This window comes from Lentibacillus sp. (assembly GCF_035301675.1).
Classification (GTDB): domain Bacteria; phylum Bacillota; class Bacilli; order Bacillales; family Amphibacillaceae; genus Lentibacillus.
The window spans coordinates 127,689-145,369 of record NZ_DATGTT010000065.1 but is presented as its reverse complement, the minus strand read 5'-3'; the positions used below and the strand labels follow the sequence as shown (position 1 = coordinate 145,369).

General features: G+C 40.2%; 19 protein-coding genes and 1 riboswitch. Of the genes, 17 read left to right on the top strand and 2 right to left on the bottom strand.

The features are described from left to right. Nucleotides 1-14 precede the first annotated feature (14 nt). Nucleotides 15-211: riboswitch (cobalamin riboswitch) on the top strand. Between the two features lie 260 nt (nucleotides 212-471). Together VK097_RS12210 and VK097_RS12205 are read left to right on the top strand one after the other, a co-directional pair. Then, a complete protein-coding gene (locus VK097_RS12210; protein WP_324212083.1) occupies nucleotides 472-912 on the top strand; it encodes a DUF4430 domain-containing protein in 441 nt (146 codons plus the stop codon). A gap of 4 nt (nucleotides 913-916) precedes the next feature. Beyond that, a complete protein-coding gene (locus VK097_RS12205) occupies nucleotides 917-1,432 on the top strand; it encodes an ECF transporter S component (RefSeq protein WP_324212082.1) in 516 nt (171 codons plus the stop codon). A 68-nt stretch (nucleotides 1,433-1,500) separates the two neighbouring features. Here the strand turns inward: VK097_RS12205 and VK097_RS12200 are convergent, their stop codons facing one another. Next, the gene (locus tag VK097_RS12200; protein ID WP_324212081.1) at nucleotides 1,501-1,755 is read right to left on the bottom strand and encodes a ferredoxin; all 255 of its coding nucleotides are present in this window, start codon (nucleotides 1,753-1,755) and stop codon (nucleotides 1,501-1,503) included. Nucleotides 1,756-1,895: 140 nt separating this feature from the next. Between VK097_RS12200 and VK097_RS12195 the strand changes: the two genes are divergently transcribed. The 7 genes from VK097_RS12195 to VK097_RS12165 all read left to right on the top strand — a co-directional run bounded on the left by VK097_RS12195 (nucleotide 1,896) and on the right by VK097_RS12165 (nucleotide 8,860). After that, nucleotides 1,896-2,942: a YpbB family protein gene (locus VK097_RS12195; RefSeq protein ID WP_324212080.1), complete on the top strand. Its 1,047-nt coding sequence runs from the start codon at nucleotides 1,896-1,898 to the stop codon at nucleotides 2,940-2,942. A 4-nt stretch (nucleotides 2,943-2,946) separates the two neighbouring features. Beyond that, a complete protein-coding gene (locus VK097_RS12190; protein WP_324212079.1) occupies nucleotides 2,947-4,500 on the top strand; it encodes a RecQ family ATP-dependent DNA helicase in 1,554 nt (517 codons plus the stop codon). Beyond that, complete coding sequence (locus VK097_RS12185) at nucleotides 4,487-5,053, top strand: CPBP family intramembrane glutamic endopeptidase (RefSeq protein WP_324212078.1); 567 nt, start codon at nucleotides 4,487-4,489, stop codon at nucleotides 5,051-5,053. The genes VK097_RS12190 and VK097_RS12185 overlap by 14 nt, the downstream gene beginning before the upstream one ends. Nucleotides 5,054-5,066: 13 nt before the next feature. Beyond that, entirely contained in the window at nucleotides 5,067-5,387 is a 321-nt protein-coding gene (locus tag VK097_RS12180) for a hypothetical protein (protein WP_324212077.1), read from the top strand. A gap of 318 nt (nucleotides 5,388-5,705) precedes the next feature. Further along, nucleotides 5,706-6,287 (top strand): genetic competence negative regulator, encoded by a 582-nt coding sequence (locus tag VK097_RS12175; RefSeq protein WP_324212076.1) that lies wholly within the window; start codon nucleotides 5,706-5,708, stop codon nucleotides 6,285-6,287. A 157-nt stretch (nucleotides 6,288-6,444) separates the two neighbouring features. Next, on the top strand, nucleotides 6,445-7,725 hold the full coding sequence (locus tag VK097_RS12170; RefSeq protein ID WP_324212075.1) for a Glu/Leu/Phe/Val family dehydrogenase: 1,281 nt from the start codon (nucleotides 6,445-6,447) through the stop codon (nucleotides 7,723-7,725). Nucleotides 7,726-7,867: 142 nt separating this feature from the next. After that, a complete protein-coding gene (locus VK097_RS12165) occupies nucleotides 7,868-8,860 on the top strand; it encodes a YpdA family putative bacillithiol disulfide reductase (protein WP_324212074.1) in 993 nt (330 codons plus the stop codon). 315 nt (nucleotides 8,861-9,175) lie between these two features. On the opposite strand, the gene VK097_RS12160 is transcribed toward VK097_RS12165, so the two are convergent. After that, a complete protein-coding gene (locus VK097_RS12160) occupies nucleotides 9,176-10,147 on the bottom strand; it encodes an asparaginase (RefSeq protein WP_324212073.1) in 972 nt (323 codons plus the stop codon). Nucleotides 10,148-10,504: 357 nt separating this feature from the next. Here VK097_RS12160 and prsW point away from each other — a divergent pair, with 357 nt between their 5' ends. The 8 genes from prsW (at nucleotide 10,505) to VK097_RS15505 (ending at nucleotide 17,280) form a co-directional block, all read left to right on the top strand. After that, complete coding sequence (gene prsW / locus VK097_RS12155) at nucleotides 10,505-11,170, top strand: glutamic-type intramembrane protease PrsW (protein ID WP_324212072.1); 666 nt, start codon at nucleotides 10,505-10,507, stop codon at nucleotides 11,168-11,170. 168 nt (nucleotides 11,171-11,338) lie between these two features. Next, complete coding sequence (gene sleB, locus VK097_RS12150) at nucleotides 11,339-12,193, top strand: spore cortex-lytic enzyme (RefSeq protein ID WP_324212071.1); 855 nt, start codon at nucleotides 11,339-11,341, stop codon at nucleotides 12,191-12,193. A 15-nt stretch (nucleotides 12,194-12,208) separates the two neighbouring features. Then, nucleotides 12,209-13,552, top strand: coding sequence for a germination protein YpeB (ypeB, locus tag VK097_RS12145; protein WP_324212070.1), 1,344 nt, complete (start codon nucleotides 12,209-12,211; stop codon nucleotides 13,550-13,552). Nucleotides 13,553-13,939: 387 nt separating this feature from the next. Then, on the top strand, nucleotides 13,940-14,644 hold the full coding sequence (gene cmk, locus VK097_RS12140; protein WP_324212069.1) for a (d)CMP kinase: 705 nt from the start codon (nucleotides 13,940-13,942) through the stop codon (nucleotides 14,642-14,644). After that, nucleotides 14,631-15,236: a lysophospholipid acyltransferase family protein gene (locus VK097_RS12135; RefSeq protein ID WP_324212068.1), complete on the top strand. Its 606-nt coding sequence runs from the start codon at nucleotides 14,631-14,633 to the stop codon at nucleotides 15,234-15,236. The genes cmk and VK097_RS12135 overlap by 14 nt, the downstream gene beginning before the upstream one ends. Nucleotides 15,237-15,307: 71 nt before the next feature. Then, nucleotides 15,308-16,438, top strand: coding sequence for a 30S ribosomal protein S1 (rpsA, locus tag VK097_RS12130; protein ID WP_324212067.1), 1,131 nt, complete (start codon nucleotides 15,308-15,310; stop codon nucleotides 16,436-16,438). A gap of 202 nt (nucleotides 16,439-16,640) precedes the next feature. Further along, complete coding sequence (locus VK097_RS12125) at nucleotides 16,641-16,790, top strand: hypothetical protein (RefSeq protein WP_324212066.1); 150 nt, start codon at nucleotides 16,641-16,643, stop codon at nucleotides 16,788-16,790. After that, nucleotides 16,726-17,280: a YphA family membrane protein gene (locus tag VK097_RS15505; RefSeq protein ID WP_422655534.1), complete on the top strand. Its 555-nt coding sequence runs from the start codon at nucleotides 16,726-16,728 to the stop codon at nucleotides 17,278-17,280. Before VK097_RS12125 ends, VK097_RS15505 begins: the two co-directional genes overlap by 65 nt. The last annotated feature ends 401 nt before the right edge of the window (nucleotides 17,281-17,681 follow it).

Genomic DNA, 17,681 nt, shown 5'->3' with positions numbered 1-17,681 from the left:
GCTCGAAGCGACGCCGCCTCGGACTTCTTGGTCCTTGTTATCCTTTTGAACACGAACTTAATAGGGAATCCAGTGAAAAGCTGGAACTGTCCTCGCAACTGTAAGTGATTGACGAAATAAGGGTGAACCACTGTATGGAATTCCGTACGGGAAGGCCTTAGATTAGGCTTGAATCACAAGTCAGTAGACCTGCCAATATCTAGTGTTTCAATGCTTCGGGGATATGAGCGATTGGGACAACCGAAAACGTGATATAAACTCAGCATATTTTCGATTGTCTTTTAAGCTAACCTATGAAGGAGGTTAGCTTTTTTATTGTTCTGCTGTTGTCAGTCCAGTATTGCTTTTGGTTTCCATCGCTGATTTTCGTTAAGTTGTTTTCCGCTGCTTGAAACTGCGTCGCCTAAAACTTATAAGTCTTTTTTTATCCTTTTTGAGCACAAATTAAAACATAACAAGGAGGAATCGTAAATGAACAAGTTGATTTTACGGATTGCATCGATATTAGTGGTTATTGGACTGATAGCCGGCTGCGGCGCCGGGGGAGAAGATCAATCCGAATCAAACAACAATAATACACGGACTTCAACAAATGAAAACGCAGATGGCGAACTCAGCGAAGATGAAATCCGGATTACGATAAGTAAAGATGAAGGTTCCGAATACATTGCAGAAAAAGAAATTGAGATTGAAGAAGGCACTATTTTAATGGATGTTCTGCAAAAGAATTTTTATGTTAAAACTGAAGAAAATGGACAATTTATCACTTCCATCGAACGAGTTTCCGCCGAGGAGGACGAACAAAAAGCGTGGATATTTAAGGTGAATGGCGAAATGGCAAATGTCGGTGCCGCCGAATATGAATTATCCCCAGGTGATGAAGTAACATTCGATTTACAGGCATGGGAATAATTTTATGAATACTTACAAGCTGACTTTACTAGCTTTGCTCGCTTCACTTGCGGTAGTTGGCAGAAGTGTGTTTGCATTTCTTCCCAACATACAGCCGGTCACATCACTGATTATCATTTGCGGGCTTCTGCTAGGCCCGGCGGCAGCCATCATACTCGCATTGTTAACAACGTTTTTATCAAATATGCTGCTGGGGATGGGAATCTGGACTGTATGGCAGGTTGTTTCCTGGGCTCTGATAGGCTTTATCAGTGGCTTTATGGGGAAATATCCGCGGAGAATTCCGGTATATATCATTGTTGCGTTTGCAGTCTTGAGCGGATTTTTATACGGGTTTATCATATCGTTGACTACGTATTCAATCGCCGGGAAATTTTGGCCTTATTATCTGGCAGGTTTGCCGTTCGATATGTATCACGCTGTTGGCAATGCTGTGTTCATTATTTTACTATATCCGATTATCAGCCATTTCTTTGAAAAATATGCCAATAATCGGTTTTATTTGCAAAATACCAGCTGAATCAGGCTGGTATTTTGTGTTGGTTTTTCTCACCATAACCATTATAATAAAGGAAATGTATGTTTTTCCTAACTGCCCTCATATTTTAATGGATCCCCGTGGAAAGGATTTTCGGCAACCTTAATGGAGTCTGTCGGGCACCCTTCATATGCATCCAGTACATCATCTTCCAAATTCCCGGGTACCTCGGCAGTTCCTTCATTCTCATCCAGAACAACATAAGCCAGCGCCTCATCGTTATAATCGTATATATTGGGGGCGGTGGCACCGCATGCCCCGCAGGCAATACATGTTTCCTGATCCACTATCGTATATTTTGGCATCTAATCTCTCCCTGCTTAAAAGAACCTATCATCACTCATTCTATTGTAAAAAAGTAAGTTATACATTTCAACTGCGCCACAACGTGTTATCATTGATATGAACATATGCAAGTCTATCTGCATATAAAGGGGGGTCTCTATTGCTGTTCGATTACATCATCATGTCTTGCTGCTCCAGATTTAAAGATGGGCGCAGCATTTCTGCAGTCTATCATTTATTGAAAGGAAAACGTTCAATCCAGACGGTGCAGGATTCACATATTTACCAATTGAATCGTTTTTATGGAATATATCCCTCGCTGCAAAAACGGGATTTTGAAGAGCACATACACCAACTGGCTGACGAAGATATGCTGTTACTGAACAATACCAACGCAGCAATGACGACCGTCCGTGGAGAAAATTGGCTACGTGAACAGAAGAAACACGTTCCTGTAAATTATTTTAACGGGATGGAGTATTATCAGAAAGCATCTATTTTTCTTGAACGGCTGCTTCTGCTCATTCAGACAATGACAAACAGCAAAAAAAATAATTTTCATTTCATTCCTGTAGTCGATAAGCGAATCGCAACGAATTGGGTGAAAAGGCAGTATTATCAAACACATCGCTTCCAGGCAAATTTTCTGAACCAACTTTATGAAGAGCTCTATCAATTACTGAAATGTTTTTCAGAGATGGAGGCAAATATTTTTGTTGACAGTCTTACAGGATATAACCATTATGGTATGAGCAGCTTTCAGATTGCTGATCACTATGAAATGAAACAGCTTGATGTCCCATTAGTCAGAACCGCTATCGTTCATCACATGTTGACGATAATAAGCCGAAATACAGCTGCATACCCTCTGTTTACACGTTTTTTGCAAGATCTGCCACAAGAGATGAGAATTACCAGTTCAGCGGGTAAGACAAAAGAACTTTTGGACAGACATTATTCGGCAGAAGATATAGCTATAATGCGTCAATTGAAGTTGAATACAATTTATGACCATGTGGTTGAAATAGCACTGTACGACGAGAACTTCCCGATTGAAGCATATGTAACAGCGGGGGAACAGGCGGAAATCAAGGGTGCTGTAAAAAATATATCATCTTTCAAATTAAAAGCTATCAAACAGGAAGTAAACGAAACCATCAGTTATTTTCAGATACGTCTCGTACTGGCTGTCGAGAAAATATCATAACAAGGTGATTCCTTTGATAAAAGAAAAACTGAATGAACAGTTAAAAAACCAATTTCATATTTCTTCGTTCCGACCGGGTCAGGAAGAGATTATAAATGATATAATGGATTGGCGTGATGTGCTTGCCATTCTGCCGACCGGTTCGGGAAAATCGCTTTGCTACCAGCTGCCCGCAAGTCTGTTTAAAGGTGCTACGATTGTTGTTTCACCTCTCATCTCTTTAATGGAAGATCAGGTTAAACAGTTAAAGGCTACAGGGTTTAAAGCAGTTGTAGCGTTAAACAGCTTTATGGATCTCCGCGAGAAAAAACGTGTTTTACAGCAGCTGGATCAGTATAAGCTTATTTATCTGTCTCCGGAGATTTTGCAGCATGACGACATTATTCATCGCCTGAAACAAATGCTGGTTAATCTATTTGTCATCGATGAAGCGCATTGTATCTCACAGTGGGGACATGAATTCAGACCCGATTATTTGCGGCTGGGAGATGTTATAGAGCAATTGGATAATCCGGCTGTCATGGCGTTAAGCGCAACAGCAACGAAAGAAGTTCAGAATGATATCATCTCATCCTTAAACAGGCCCGGCATTGTCCGCCATATTTATCCAATGGACCGGGAGAATATCACGTTTACAGTAAAAAAAGTGAATGATGACAGACAAAAACAAGAAATGATCATTAACATACTAAAGCGGTATCGTGTGCCGACATTGATTTATTTTTCCAGCAAACGAATAACTGAGAAAATTGCTGCAGTTCTGTCCAAAAAACTTCCTTCGCATCGTATTGCTTATTACCATGGAGGGATGGACCAAGTGGACAGGATTTCCATACAGCAGCAGTTCATGAATGATCAGCTAGATGTGATTTGCTGCACAAGTGCATTTGGTATGGGAATTAACAAACAAGATATTAGGCTCATCCTGCATTATCATTTTCCACTGCAAATGGAATCCTATTTGCAGGAAACTGGAAGAGCCGGACGGGATGGTAAATCAAGTGTCAGTTTGCTGTTATATGCGCCGGGGGATGAGACTCTCCATAAGTCAATTCTCGATAACGAACTGCCTTCTGTGGAAGATGTGAATGTTTTATTCAACAGGCTGTATCAACTTTATTTGCAAAATCCGCAGCTTCCGAAAACAGACGAAGTGCTTGAAACGTTAGAACTAAGTGAAATTCAGTGGCGATTTTTGCACTATCAGATGGAGAAGCATGGTATGATTAAAAAAAACCGGCTTGTTTTTCAACACGAGGAATGGGAGTATTCCATCGAGAAAATCAAGGAATTTATGACAGAAAGGTCAGCTTTAAAAGAAGAAAAACTTGGTGAGATTATCAACTGGATACACGATGATCAGTGTTTACGCGAAAGTCTGTACAAAGGATTTCAAACCGGTTACAAGACCCCGCTGCATGCGTGCTGCAGCAATTGCGATTTCTCCTTTAAAAATTGGGAGCCAGAGCAAACACAAGCTAATGAGACAAATTCCTCATGGGAAACCAAGTTAGGGAAGCTGTTTTTTATTGGAGATTATAACAGTGAAACAAAGTGATATTGTTAAGCAGTTAACAGATAAAGAATTAACAAAACAATTGATATTATCTCAGTCATTATTGCTGATCCTAAGTATAATTTTAAGCTTTTTTTTATTTGATAATATGATTGACTGGCTTGACTATTTCAGCATTAATATGAATGATTTTATTTATTATGGTGTATTGCCGGGATTTATCATCGTTGCAATCGATTTGCTGCTTATTAATATTTTACCTAAAAAATACTATGACGATGGCGGAATTAATGATAGGATTTTTAAAAATCGTTCCATTAAAGGGACTTTTAGCATCGCATTAATGGTTGCAGTTACAGAAGAGCTGTTGTTTCGCGGTGTTATTCAAACGGTATTCGGATATTTCACTGCAAGCACGTTGTTTGCACTTATACATATCCGTTATTTAAAAAAACCGGTACTGTTGATTTCTGTCTTGTTTGTTAGTTTCTATATCGGGTATATGTTTGTTCTTACAGATAATTTATTCGTTACAATTATAGCTCATTTTACAGTGGATTTTGTGCTGGGGGTTATCATTCGCTTTCAGAAATGAGGTGCAGGATATTATGAATGAATCAAATAAATATAATGATGATCATGGGGCAGAGCTGCGGAAACTTTTGGATGAAGTGGAGAAGGGGAGTGAGCAAAAAACTGAAGAGAAAAAGCCGGTAATCGAACCGGAAACAAAAATAGAACGCGATATTGACATTTTAAATTTACCACCAAGAAAAGAAGTGCACGGCAGCCGAAATAAGCCTGCGAAATTAAAAATTAGCGGTGCATCGGTACGGTTAATATCTGTGGTTATTATTTTAATTTTAATTCTCAGTGTTTCATTTTATTTGTGGGGAGAAGAACTAATCGAAGTCATCAACCGCATGTAGCAGGGAAATATGCTATTATGAACATCCTTAAGGATTTACAGCTTCATTTTTTAAATAACGTATACATAATGTCTGTTTTATAAGGATGAACTGCCCAAATTTTCTGCTTTCAATACAGTGTTTTCATCTGTATAATAATGGTTCGGATATAAACATTATAGACCCTGTAAAGTGACAAATAATAATTATAATGTTCAACAACTGCTACAGTTGCATATAGTAATAGTAAAGAAACAGCTGCTGATTGTAAACGGGCATTTTGAATACAATGCCGGGCAGGCTTTATAATGTAAATGTAAGCGAGAAGGGGGATGCTTTATGCGCATTGAGCGGGTATCCAACAACCAATTCACCATATTTCTGACGTTTGATGACTTAATTGACCGCGGTTTTACCAAAGAGGATTTATGGTATGATGCAGCCAATGTACGTCATCTGTTCAGTGATATGATGTATGAAGCAAGTACTGAATTGGGATTTGAACTTGAAGGTGAACTGCTGGTTCAGGTTCATTTAATGCAAGCCCAGGGTATGCATGTGTTCGTGACTCAAAATGGAAGCAGTTCAGACTGGGATGAGGACTTTGTGGAGATGAAAGTCACATTGGACGAAAGCAAGGAGCTAATTTTCGCCTTTGATGATTTTGAGGATATCATCCAAGTGGCGAACTATTTAGCCATTTCAGATATAAATGGCGGTCAAATTTATCATATGGATAATCATTATTATGTGTTATTTAGGGAAAATGAGTTACCCCAAGGCGACAGGGAGAATGTGATTGCGATTATGTCGGAGTTTTCCTTTCCGAGTATTATTACGTCCTATAGGCTGAAAGAGTATGGGAAAGTAATCATGAATGCGTCGGCTGTCGATCAAATCATTGATACATTTTACAGTTAAAAACACCTGTTGAATGACCATTGACGAAAACGCCTTCATGGTTTTCTTTTTCACAAAGAAATTCATTTTATTATATTGCATATTTAGTAGGAACGTGTATACTAAACCCTGAGTACAGCTATAATTAAAATTTTTTCGATATCTAGGAGGTAAACTCATGGTAGCCGATAACGCAGCAGATTCTACCAAAGATAAAAACGAAAGCATGGACGTGTTAGCCTCAACACGGACTGTTGTTAAAAACGCACTGGATAAATTGGGTTACCCTGATGAAGTATTTGAACTGATGAAAGATCCTATGCGTATGATGACGATAAGAATTCCTGTCCGTATGGACGATGGTTCCATTAAAATTTTTACCGGATACCGTGCACAGCACAATGATTCTGTCGGTCCGACAAAAGGCGGAGTTAGGTTTCATCCCAATGTCAGCGAAAAAGAAGTGAAGGCATTATCCATTTGGATGAGCTTAAAAGCTGGCATTGTTGATTTGCCATATGGCGGCGGTAAAGGTGGTATTATCTGTGATCCGCGTGAGATGTCTTTCCGTGAACTGGAAGGACTCAGCCGGGGTTATGTGCGGGCAATTAGTCAAATTGTAGGCCCGAACAAAGACATTCCAGCACCTGACGTGTTCACAAACTCCCAAATCATGGCATGGATGATGGATGAATACAGTCGTATTGACGAATTTAACAACCCGGGTTTCATTACTGGAAAGCCGATCGTTCTCGGAGGTTCACACGGTAGAGAATCTGCAACTGCTAAAGGTGTAACGATTTGCATAAATGAAGCTGCCAAGAAAAAAGGCTTAGATGTTAACGGGGCGAGAGTGGTCGTTCAGGGTTTTGGAAATGCAGGGAGCTTTCTGGCGAAGTTCCTGTATGATGCGGGTGCCAAAATAGTAGGCATTTCAGATGCTTATGGAGGCCTTAGCGACCCTGATGGACTTGATATAGATTATTTGCTGGATAGAAGAGACAGTTTTGGAACTGTCACGAACCTATTCGAAAATACGATAACCAACAAGGAATTACTGGAGCTTGATTGTGATATCGTCGTGCCTGCTGCAGTGCAAAATCAAATTACCGAGGAGAATGCCGGTAACATAAAAGCAAGCATCGTTGTCGAAGCTGCCAATGGTCCTACAACTTTGGAAGGGACCAGAATTCTTTCAGAACGGGGAGTATTGCTTGTTCCTGATGTACTTGCATCATCAGGCGGTGTAACAGTATCGTACTTTGAGTGGGTGCAAAATAACCAGGGTTACTACTGGACAGCAGAAGAAATCGATAAAAAACTTCATGAAACTATGATCAAATCCTTCAACAACATTTACAATACGGCGGAAACAAGACGTGTTGATATGCGGTTGGCAGCTTATATGGCTGGTGTCCGTAAAATGGCTGAGGCTGCAAGATTCCGTGGGTGGGTCTGATATAAGCAGCTGCATCAGCAGTTTTTAAACGAAATAAGTGACGAAAAAACTCTTATCTTGTATAGTTGGATAGGAGTTTTTTAAATGAAAAACATACACAACAAACAATTTCTAAAAAGATTATTATAAGGAAGTGCGTTCGATGCAAAACGAAAATATAATTATTGTAGGCGGCGGGCCATGTGGTATGTCTTGTGCGATTAATCTTCAGGAACATGGAATCAATCCATTAATCATCGAAAAAGAAAATGTGGTCAACACAATCTATAACTTTCCGACCCACCAAACATTCTTCAGTTCAAGTGAGAAGCTGGAAATCGGAGAAGTGGCTTTTATAACGGAAAAACAAAAGCCGGTTCGCAACCAGGCTTTGTCCTATTACAGGGAAGTTGCCAGGCGAAAAAACTTAAGGATCAACTCATTCGAGAAAGTTTACAGTATTAAGTCTTCCGGTCAAAGCAACTTTACACTTGAAACGGAAAATAAGAACGGGGAAAAGCAAACCTATTCAGCGGAAAATGTCATCATCGCGACAGGCTACCATGACCAGCCAAATATGATGAACGTTCCGGGTGAAGACTTGCCAAAAGTTATGCATTACTTTAAAGAAGCGCATCCATTTTACAATAAGAATGTCGTTGTTATCGGAGGGAAAAACTCCGCAGTTGACACAACTCTTGAACTCCATAAAGCAGGAGCAAACATTACCGTATTATATCGCGGGGAACAATACTCCAAAAGTGTCAAACCATGGATTTTACCCGAGTTTGATTCTCTTGTGCGTAAAGAAATTGTCCACATGGAATTTAATGCCCATATAAAAGAAATAACCGACGATAAAGTTATTTACACAGCAGGAAATGAAACAAAAGAAGTCGATAATGATTATGTATTTGCCATGACCGGTTACAAGCCTGACTTTCAGTTATTGAAGCTGACAGGTGTCCATGTCGATGAGAACTCCGGCCGGCCGTTCTTTAATCAAGAAACGATGGAAACAAACGTACCTGGAGTTTATGTAGCTGGAGTTGTTGCAGCAGGTTATAACAACAATGAAATTTTTATTGAAAATGGCCGCTTCCACGGAGGCAAAATCGCTGAAGCAATAACATCAAAAAAGGTAACAGAATTTTAAGCTGTTACCTTTTTTTATTGGGACAAGGCATATTTTTTATGATATAAGAAGTATAAATTTTTGGCTTTACGTATGCATTATCAAAAATAGCCACGTCCGGCTCCAGCGCTACAGTTGTAGCGTGACTTCCTTCACCTCCGGCTGATAAGTCAACAGCGGCTCCCTATGGTCACCGTGTTTCCTTTACCTCCTCTAGTTAGTGGGGCAGATCGGCTAAAACCGCCGCGATGCGCGGCAACGCCGACCCACCTGCAACGCTGACCGCAGTTCGTACGTCACTATACGGGTACCCCGAGCCTTTGTTCTTACACTGGTTTAATAATTTTTCTCAAACATTGATTTTAATTTATCCATATTTGATGTGACTTCCAATGCAATTAATAATTTAAGCCGTGCTTTCGGTCCTGTTAAACCGTCGGCGAAAATGACCCCCATATCCATAAGATGCTTGCCGCCGCCGTCATATCCGTATGTCGGCTGTACAATTCCCTTATAGCATCTCGAAACCAATATGACGGGTATATTATCATCAATAAATTGTTTCAAGGAAGGCAATGTTTGTTTTGGCAGATTTCCCTGACCCAATCCCTCCAATACGAGACCATCAGGCTTCGTTCGATGTATCGCATCTAAAATTTCAACATCCATGCCCGCGTACGCTTTTAACATTAACACATTTTGTGTGATTTTGTTTACGGGCCACGCCCCCCTTGTCAATATGGTATGATAGAAGGTGATGGAATCTTTAGTGACAATGCCGATGGGCCCGTATTGTGGACTTTGAAATGTTGCCACGTTAGTGGTCGATGTCTTTGTTACATTTCGTGCCGTGTGTATTTCATCATTCATGACGACCAATACCCCTTTATCCCATGCATCATCGCTTGTTGCTGTACGTAAGGAGCTAATCAGATTGTAAAGAGCGTCGGAACCAATTTCATTGGCAGACCGCATCGCACCAGTAATGATTATCGGTTTTTCCGTTTCTGAAGCCAGATCAAGGAAGTAAGCCGTCTCCTCCAGTGTATCCGTCCCATGAGTAATCACAAATCCATCGTATTCATTCACTTTCTCTTTAATGATGGAATCCAGCTGCAGCATATGCTGCGGTGTGATTTGCGGTGATGGTACGGAAAATGGCGTGATTTCCTCTGTGTGTGCGTAATGCTCAAACTGGTGTGTTAAATCCGATAATGGGTGCTGATCTGCTGTCGTAACTTCTCCTGTCCGTTTGTTTTCCAGCATTGATATAGTTCCACCGGTATGAATAATGAGTATATGTTTCAATGCAATCACCTTCCGTCATCATGATTTTCATTTTTAAAGCAGCATGGTATGATAAAGTGAAACTTCATTCAGTGGGGTGTCTTTTCCCCACTGAATGTTAGTTGAACCGAATCGGACATTTACGGGCAGTTAACCGCCGTATTTTGGCGGATTACTGTCCGTTACATGCGGGATAAAGTGAAACTCCATTCAGTGGGGTGTTTTTTCCCCACTGAATGTTAGTTGAACCGAATCGGACATTTATGGTCAGCTGATCCACCGCTTTTCTTTTCTGGTGCCCATGAAACATTGAAATGGGGGATTGCCACCCGTTAAGGCGGGATAAATTCAATAAAGTATATGGAAGAGGTTTTTAAAGTGCTTGCTCTATTTTCAGCGGGTATTGCCCCTGCATTTACATTGATGGCTTTTTTTTATTTAAAAGACCGTTTTACTGAACCATTGCCATTATTGGTTAAAACCTTTTTGTTCGGCTCCTTGCTTGTGTTTCCAATCATGTTTATTCAATATGGATTCTCAGCTGAAAACCTAAATGAAAGCAGCTTCGTTCAATCTTTTTTCATATCAGGTCTGATGGAAGAGTTTTTTAAATGGTTTGTGTTTATGTACATCATTTTTCACCATACAGATTTTGATGCGCATTATGATGGCATTGTCTACGCAGTTTCCATTAGCCTGGGATTTGCCACGGTTGAAAATGTACTCTATCTGTTCACCAATGGAATTGAATATGCATTTTCCAGAGCACTATTTCCAGTGTCATCACATGCGTTATTTGGCGTGATGATGGGCTATCATTTTGGCAAGGCTAAAATGGGCATTGCTCATAAAAACCGTCACATTATACTGGCTTTATTGGTCCCATTCCTTTTGCATGGAACCTATAATTATATTCTTAACACAATTACAAGCGATTGGTTAATTTTACTGATACCGTTTATGATAGGGCTATGGTTCATGGCACTTTATCGAATGAAAACCGCAAATCAATATGTCATACAAAAAAAGAAAAAGCAAGCCTGAAATCCTTTGTATCCTGTGATATAAAGGTTTTTTTATTTGTAAGGGTTCATACTGCTTTCATCTGCTTGAAAAGACTTTAGTATTCTTAAAAAGTATTCCTGATGAATAAAATGGCGGTTTCGTAAAAAAATAGGTTTAACATGATATTGTTTAGCAGGAGGCAACGATATGACCTATAAAAAAATGTTCCTATTTACCATTATATGTCTTATGGTGATTGGACTTCAAACACCACATTCTGCAAAACCGGTTAACGCTTTTACTGATCAAGTCATTCAGCACGGTGCAGTTGGTGAAGATGTAATTGAGCTGCAGGCGAGATTGCAATACCTTGGCTTCTACAACGGAAATATTGATGGTGTTTTCGGTTGGGGGACATATTGGGCACTGCGGAATTTCCAGTATGAATTTGGAATTGAAATCGATGGTCTTGCCGGAACGAAAACCAAAGAAAAATTGGCAGCAGCAAGTAAGTATGACAAAGAATATGTAAAGAACCAAATAAACCAGGGAAATGATTTTACACATTATGGGGGAGTTGATAATTCAAAACAGTCTGAGCCGAGTAATGACAACAACAATACATCTAATAACAATGCCGGAAATAATAATACCAATAACGATAATGCCGGAGCAGAACCGACAGCCGCTAATGTGCCTCAGGGATATTCACAAAATGATATTCAATTAATGGCCAATGCTGTTAACGGAGAAGCAAGAGGGGAGCCGTATGTCGGCCAGGTTGCCGTTGCTGCGGTCATTTTGAACCGTGTCGAAAGCCCGTCATTCCCGAATTCGGTTTCAGGGGTCATTTTTGAGCCAAGAGCGTTCACTGCAGTTGCTGACGGACAAATCTGGCTGACGCCAAGCAAGACTTCTAAGAAAGCTGTGCTTGATGCCATTAATGGATGGGATCCCTCAGGCAACGCTATCTATTACTTTAACCCGGTTACCGCAACATCGGATTGGATTTGGTCGAGACCACAAATTAAAAAAATCGGAAAACACATATTCGCTAAATAGGAAGGAGTGATGCAGGTGGTACGTTGGATTTTAATTGGAATTCTTTCTTTGGGGATAGCTGGTGTAGGTTTTTGGGGATACCAGGAACATCAGGAAAAAAATGCGGTATTAATACAAGCTGAAAACAATTATCAAAGAGCGTTTCATGAACTATCTTACCATATGGATTTGATGCATGATAAAATTGGTACAGCTCTGGCCATGAACTCAAGAAAGTCGCTATCGCCGCAATTAACAGAAATTTGGAGACTGACATCACAAGCATCTTCTAATGTCGGGCAGCTCCCGCTGACATTAATGCCGTTTAACAAAACAGAAGAGTTTCTTTCAAATATTGGCGATTTTACTTATCGTACGGCCGTAAGAGATTTACAGGAAAAACCATTGAGCGATAAAGAGGTCAAAACGCTGCAGAATTTATACGAACAGTCCGGCGATTTGAAAGATGAACTCAGAAACGTACAGCATACTGTGCTGGATGAAAATCTGCGGTGGATGGATGTGCAGTTAGCGCTGGCCACCCAGGATGAACAATCTGATAATACAATTGTTGATGGATTTAAAACAGTCGAAAAGAAAGTGGAAGGTTTTGCTGAAAGCAACGTGGATTCCGCCTTAACGGGAACTTCAGCGGAAGAACATGAATATCAAAACCTTACCGGTGAAAAGATTGATAAAAAAACAGCATCTAAAAGAGGTCAGGAATTACTCAATGTCAAAAATACTGACAACCTCACTGTGACGGAAAGCGGAGATGGGGCAGATGTCCCTATATACAGCATTTCATATCAAAATGGTAATAAAAATGGCTACCTTGATATAACAAAACAAGGGGGGCATCCACTGACACTGTTGGTTAACCGTCAGGTAAAGGAACAAAAAATCAGCCTGAATCAAGGGCTGAAAAAAGCAAAGGAATACCTTGATCAATATAAGTTCGATAATATGAAATTGTTTACCAGCAACCAGTTTGACAACGTCGGTGTCTATTCTTTCCTCTATAACCAGGATGGTGTACGGATTTATTCCGACGCAATCGAGCTGAAGGTAGCACTGGATAATGGTGATCTGCTCGGATTGACGGCAAGAAATTACTTTATGAACCATAAAAAACGGGATATTCCTGAACCGGAGCTTTCGATTGACGAGGCAAAAGAAAAGGTGAATCCTGACGTGCAGATTAATGAGCAGTATATGGCCGTAATTGACAATGATATAGGCGAAGAAGTATTGGTATATGAATTTCTTGGAGTTCTTGATAACGAAACATACAGGATATTCATCAATGCAAAAGATGGAACGGAAGAAAAAGTGGAAAAACTGGATGGCACTGAAATTAATTATGCATCCGCCTCATAGGGAAGGACTTAGATCTTTCCCTTTTTTACTGTTTGCTATAACACTGACTGCCAAAGAAGCCGGTACTACAGGAGACGGAAGGTGTAGGTGACCCCCCCGCATAGATCCTGTTTGAACAGGTTCACCAGCCGCCCCTGGAAAACCGGTCAATATAACAACAATCTTTAACAAGCAAACTCCAAAAAAAGGTCAATTAACAATAGGTACAAATTTTACAAAGAGAGACAATAACTGAGGCTTGAAAATCAGTAGAACTTTTTTTATGATGTATGTTATTATTTTATATGTAGGATTACATAGATGAAACTTGCCATTATTTAAATTATGATTGGTTGCTCCCTTTTAATGCTTGCACCACTCATGTTTTGAGAGGAATGAAAGACAGGAATGAATACAAATGCATTCGCGATAGCGATTGATGGTCCTGCGGCTGCCGGGAAAAGCACCGTTTCCAGGATTGTCGCAAAGAAACTTTCTTTTATTTACATTGACACTGGAGCAATGTACCGGGCGTTAACATACAAAGCACTGCAGGAGCGTATCTCTTTGGATGATGAACAGAAGCTTTCCGATCTTTTGGCTGATACCAGTATAGAACTTGTGCAAGGTAAAGACCAGCAGCATGTTTTGATTGATGGTGAAGATATGACATACGACATCCGGTCTGAGGCCGTGACGAACAATGTGTCCTATACAGCCAAGCATTCAAGTGTACGTAAGGAGATGGTCAAACGCCAGCAGGAGTTGGCCAGAAGACGTGGGGTTGTTATGGATGGACGTGATATTGGCACTCAAGTTCTGCCTGATGCGGAAGTGAAAATCTTCTTGCAAGCCTCAGTGGAGGAACGGGCAAAACGGAGGTATGAGGAAAATGTCAGCAGAGGGTTTTCCACTGATTTCGAGAAATTAAAGCAGGAAATTGAGGAAAGAGATCGTATTGATTCAAAGCGGGAAGTCGCACCGTTAATTAAAGCAGACGATGCAATTGAATTGGATACCACCAGTTTATCGATTGATGAAGTTGCTGAATCCATACTTAGTGAAGTTAAAAAGGCCGTTCCGGATAGAGGCGATCTTGATGAATCTTTATAAGATAGCAAAGTGGGCGGTGTCAGCCATATTTTATCCCTTATATCGCATCCGGGTTATTGGAAAGGAAAACATTCCAAAAAACGGCTCTGTGATCATCTGTTCAAATCATATTTCCAATCTTGATCCACCTGTAGTAGGGATTACGTCACCTCGTGACATTTATTTTATGGCAAAAGGTGAATTGTTTGAAAAGCCTTTTTTGCGCAGTCTGCTGATAGGTATTCAAGCATTCCCTGTGAAAAGAGGAATGAAAGACAGGAATGCGCTGCGCAAGGGGCTGGAGATTTTAGAACAGGGAAATACGCTGGGGCTGTTCCCTGAAGGAACCCGAAGCAAGACAGGTCAGCTTGGTAAACCATTGGCCGGAGCCGGCTTTTTTGCATTAAGATCCAATGCAACAATTATTCCGTGTGCAATTATCGGTCCGTACAGGCCCGGAAGTAAACTGACGGTTATATACGGTCAGGCAGTGGATATGCAAACTTATCGTGATTCAAAAGCATCAGCAAGAGAGGCAGCAGATGCAATTATGACAGAAATCGGAAATTTGATTGAAAATCATCATTCCCAGCATGCTTCGCTTGACAAATAATTATAAATATTAGAAGTTATAAAAAAGGGAATTTATTTTTTGTTGTTATGTATTTTAAGGAGGGCTATGGTATGAATGAATCCAGCAATGGAATAACGGAAATGAATATAGGAGATATCGTGACAGGAACGGTACTAAAGGTGGAAGATAAACAAGTTCTTGTCGATATTGGCTACAAAACGGAAGGTATTGTTCCGATCGGCGAACTATCAAGTCTCCATATTGAGAAAGCAAGTGATGCCGTTGAAGAAGGCGACTCGCTGACTCTTTATGTAAAAAAGCTGGATGATGATGAAGTCATTCTGTCTAAAAAAGCAGTAGATGCTGAACAAGCCTGGGAAAGTCTGGACGAAAAGTATCAAAGCGGTGAAGTATTCGAAACAGAGATAAAAGAAATCGTTAAAGGCGGTCTTGTCGCTGATGTCGGTGTTCGCGGATTTATTCCCGCTTCACTCGTTGAAACTTATTATGTTGAGGACTTCTCCGATTATTTAAACAAACCGCTTACTGTTAAGATTGTTGATTTAGACAGAGAGCAAAATCGTATCATCCTATCCCATAAAGATGTTATTCAGGATGAAATGAACGCGAAAAAACATGAAGTTCTTCAATCGCTTGAAGAAGGACAAGTACTTGAAGGTACTGTTCAGCGCCTGACTAACTTCGGCGTTTTTGTTAACCTAGGCGGTATTGATGGTCTGGTCCACATCTCACAGCTGGCTCATGAGCATGTCGAAAAAGCTTCAGATGTTGTCGCAGAGGGTGACACCATTAAAGTGGAAGTTTTATCTATAGATAGGGATAATGAGCGTATCTCCCTTTCAAGAAAGAAAACACTTCCTGGTCCATGGGCAAACATTGAAGACCGTGTATCACGAGGAGATATTCTTGAGGGAAAAGTAAAACGACTCGTTAACTTTGGTGCATTTGTTGAAGTCTTCCCTGGTGTTGAAGGACTGGTACACATCTCGCAAATTGCCAACCGTCATATCGGAACACCTCAGGAAGTACTTGAAATCGGTCAGCAAATCGATGTGAAAGTTTTGGATGTCAACGAGCAGGAAGAACGGATATCATTGAGTATAAAAGAATTAGAACAGGAAAAAGAAGCATCAGAAGTGAAACAATATGAAAAAGACGACGATCAGTCCGGTTTCCAGATCGGTGATTTTATCGGTGATAAACTCGATAAATACAAGTAACATTGTATTTAAAGCTCTTTCCGCACCGGAAGGAGCTTTTTTTATCCCTTCTTATCGGACGGGATCTCCCATTGAATAAAGTTTCATTTTATCTTGTATTTAAAAAGCTTATTGCTAAATAGGGACATAAGATTTGCCTTTGTGATCGTTTATATGAACACAGTCAAAAACCTTTGTTTAAAACAGAGAAAAGGCAGCCATAATGGTAGTGGCAGGTGAGGTTAATGGACAGTGGACTTCTCTTTTACTGGTTCGCCTGGATCTTATGGATTATCATCACTTTTTTTATGGAGAAAAACAAATACAGATTACTGCTGGCATGCTGGCTTTTGCTGTTGATTATAGGCTCTGATATTTACTTATCAATTGGTTTACTCAAAATGTCATTGAGCTGCCTGATAATTTTTTCAGGAGCCGTTATATTGCAAACTAAAATGTCCAGAAAGTTTTTTCATGTTTTTGCTTCATTAACTATAATGATCGGATACACTGCTGTTCTTATCTGGGAGAATCATCTTCCGATAAAGCATTTTTTCCCGCCTGCACTTATCAATTCATGTTTTCTTTACCTGCTGACCGTTATAATGACAACCGGGTTATGGAACAGATTAGCTTGTCTTCTCCTTGGTATGGCAGCAGGTGAATTGATTTATAGTTTGCTCATTGCCAATTATGCAATATCGGATATGATAGGTGATAAACGCTTTTTGGATTCAGTTCTTATGATTGTGGCTTCAATCGTTTGTCAGGATTTTATCTTAAGTCTTAGGCAAAAGATATCAATAAGATTTCAGACATCTATCACAAAATCAAAACCCCTTTTCAGGAAACGGGCTCAATAATAATTGTGGTTAAGGTTTTCTTTTGCTAGAATTAGTAAAGTGAAACTTCATTCAATGGGACGGTTTTTCCCACTGAATGCTAGTTGAACCGAATCGGACCTTTACGGGCAACTGATCCGCCGCTCATTTCTTGGGTTTCCTGAACTAATGATGATGAGGGTCTTGCTGCCCGTTAAGGCGGGACAAAAGTGCGTGTTGAAGAGATTGTTCAGAAATTCCAGTAAAAACGAAACTTTGAATTTCTTCGCGGCTTGTTTTTCAGCTCCTTGGTAAAGAAAATTTCCTGCGTTCAATACGGATTCTGTGAAGCATTCCTTGTGCTTGTTTATCTAAATGCAATACAGTCCGTGGCTGAAAAAATGAACCGCCTGGAACTTCTCGACCTTTTTACCCCCCTTTTT

What these genes read in the sequence shown, in the direction of transcription:
- VK097_RS12210 (WP_324212083.1), top strand. Translation starts at nt 472, where the DNA reads ATGAACAAGTTGATTTTACGGATTGCATCGATATTAGTGGTTATTGGA.
- VK097_RS12205 (WP_324212082.1), top strand. Translation starts at nt 917, where the DNA reads ATGAATACTTACAAGCTGACTTTACTAGCTTTGCTCGCTTCACTTGCG.
- VK097_RS12200 (WP_324212081.1), bottom strand. Translation starts at nt 1,755, where the DNA reads ATGCCAAAATATACGATAGTGGATCAGGAAACATGTATTGCCTGCGGG.
- VK097_RS12180 (WP_324212077.1), top strand. Translation starts at nt 5,067, where the DNA reads ATGAATGAATCAAATAAATATAATGATGATCATGGGGCAGAGCTGCGG.
- VK097_RS12175 (WP_324212076.1), top strand. Translation starts at nt 5,706, where the DNA reads ATGCGCATTGAGCGGGTATCCAACAACCAATTCACCATATTTCTGACG.
- VK097_RS12170 (WP_324212075.1), top strand. Translation starts at nt 6,445, where the DNA reads ATGGTAGCCGATAACGCAGCAGATTCTACCAAAGATAAAAACGAAAGC.
- VK097_RS12165 (WP_324212074.1), top strand. Translation starts at nt 7,868, where the DNA reads ATGCAAAACGAAAATATAATTATTGTAGGCGGCGGGCCATGTGGTATG.
- sleB (WP_324212071.1), top strand. Translation starts at nt 11,339, where the DNA reads ATGACCTATAAAAAAATGTTCCTATTTACCATTATATGTCTTATGGTG.
- cmk (WP_324212069.1), top strand. Translation starts at nt 13,940, where the DNA reads ATGAATACAAATGCATTCGCGATAGCGATTGATGGTCCTGCGGCTGCC.
- VK097_RS12135 (WP_324212068.1), top strand. Translation starts at nt 14,631, where the DNA reads ATGAATCTTTATAAGATAGCAAAGTGGGCGGTGTCAGCCATATTTTAT.
- rpsA (WP_324212067.1), top strand. Translation starts at nt 15,308, where the DNA reads ATGAATGAATCCAGCAATGGAATAACGGAAATGAATATAGGAGATATC.
- VK097_RS12125 (WP_324212066.1), top strand. Translation starts at nt 16,641, where the DNA reads ATGGTAGTGGCAGGTGAGGTTAATGGACAGTGGACTTCTCTTTTACTG.
- VK097_RS15505 (WP_422655534.1), top strand. Translation starts at nt 16,726, where the DNA reads ATGGAGAAAAACAAATACAGATTACTGCTGGCATGCTGGCTTTTGCTG.